Origin of the sequence: Nostoc sp., assembly GCF_035638895.1 — a bacterium.
Classification (GTDB): Bacteria; Cyanobacteriota; Cyanobacteriia; order Cyanobacteriales; family Nostocaceae; genus Nostoc.
Window position 1 is genome coordinate 1 of the sequence record NZ_DASQZC010000612.1, and the last position, 1,510, is coordinate 1,510.

At 46.6% G+C, this 1,510-nt stretch carries 3 protein-coding genes; 2 read left to right on the forward strand and 1 reads right to left on the reverse strand.

Features of this window, described 5'->3' with window-relative positions; translation table 11 throughout:
- On the forward strand, window positions 1–370 hold a 370-nt coding region (locus VE944_RS29930; RefSeq protein ID WP_324986103.1), incomplete at its 5' end, for a 4Fe-4S single cluster domain-containing protein.
- Between the two features lie 35 nt (window positions 371–405).
- On the opposite strand, the gene VE944_RS29935 is transcribed toward VE944_RS29930, so the two are convergent.
- Entirely contained in the window at window positions 406–606 is a 201-nt protein-coding gene (locus VE944_RS29935) for a hypothetical protein (RefSeq protein ID WP_324986106.1), read from the reverse strand.
- Between the two features lie 211 nt (window positions 607–817).
- Here VE944_RS29935 and VE944_RS29940 point away from each other — a divergent pair.
- Window positions 818–1,510: FecCD family ABC transporter permease (locus tag VE944_RS29940; protein ID WP_324986110.1), on the forward strand; the 693-nt coding region annotated here is incomplete at its 3' end.

The following is a 1,510-nucleotide window of genomic DNA, read 5'->3' on the forward strand; positions in this document are numbered from 1 at the left end:
GTTCTCTGGTGGAGAACCGTTTTGGCAAGCAACTGCACTAGCGTCTTTAGCTCGTAAGGTAAAAGCTGCTGGATTAAATGTAATGTCTTTTACTGGGTTCACTCTCAAGCAACTACAGTCTCAATCAGCGCCGCCAGGTTCTCAAGCTTTGTTAGAACAACTTGATATTTTGATTGATGGGCCTTTTGTACAATCTCTGGCAATTAATTCTCCCAACTCTCCAGTTTCTTCTAGGAATCAACGAGTTCGGGTGTTAAATCCGGCTTTCCAAGACCAGATTACCTGGGCTAGCGATCAAATAGAAATCCACATTCTGAAGGATGGTGGCCGCATTGTCACTGGCTACCAAGGTGGGCTGGAATTGACGTAGTGGGGCATGGTGCATGGGTCATGGGGAGTTAAAACTTAAAAGTTCACCTTCTGAGGCTCGACGTTGACCTTCTGAGGCTCAACTTTGACCTTCTGAGGCTCGACGTTGACCTTCTGATGCTCAACTTTGACCTTCTGAGGCTCGACGTTGACCTTCTGAGGCTCGACGTTGACCTTCTGAGGCTCAACTTTGACCTTCTGAGGTTCGACGTTGACCTTCTGAGGCTCAACATTCAAGTTTTAACTCCCCCTCTCTCCCATTATTTACCCTGCGAAGATCCCCCCAACCCCCCTTCAAAAGCAGGGCTAATTTTTTCCTTTACCCCCTTTTTAAGGGGGTCGCCACAGGCGGGGGGATCTTATCCGAACCTATTGCTCTCTCCTGCCCAATGTCCAATGCATCTGTGTTTGAGACAGATTATATTTAAAAAAAATACCTATCTAAAATTTGATTAGACCATTTAAGACAATTTTTACTAAACACCGAGTACTTTGGGCTGTTTTACTCCTTAGTGCAGCACTGGTGCTAACGCTAGCGCTGTCGCTTTCTCAAGGAGCAGTACCTTTAAGTATGTCGGAATTTTGGCAAGCCATACTCCGCGAAGGTGATCCGGTTAAACAGACAATTCTCTGGGATTTGCGTCTCCCGCGTATTACTGCTGCTCTCATTGTGGGTGCAGCTTTGGGAATGTCAGGAGCATTATTGCAAGGGATGTTACGCAATAGTCTTGCTGATCCATTTATTTTGGGCATTTCAGCAGGTGCAGGACTAATTGTAATTCTGATGATTGTGTGGCAAATATTCCCGATCGCAATTCCTCTAGCAGCGTGGATGGGAGCAATTTTAACTTCTGCGATCGTTATTTTGCTCGGTCGTGCGGGGTCGGGAATTTCAGTTGAGCGGTTGATTTTAGGCGGAGTGGCGGTAAGTTCTTTATTAGGTGCTGTACAAAGTACATTGCTGCTTTTAGCTGAAGATGGTCAAATTCAAATTGCGCTGAGTTGGTTGGTTGGTAGCCTTAACGGACGGGGTTGGCAAGAAATTGCGACAGCTGGGCCTTACATCATCGTTGCATTGTTAGGGGGATGCTTGTTGGCGCGATCGGTAAATGTGCTGGCTTTGGGGGATGATTTGGCTGTG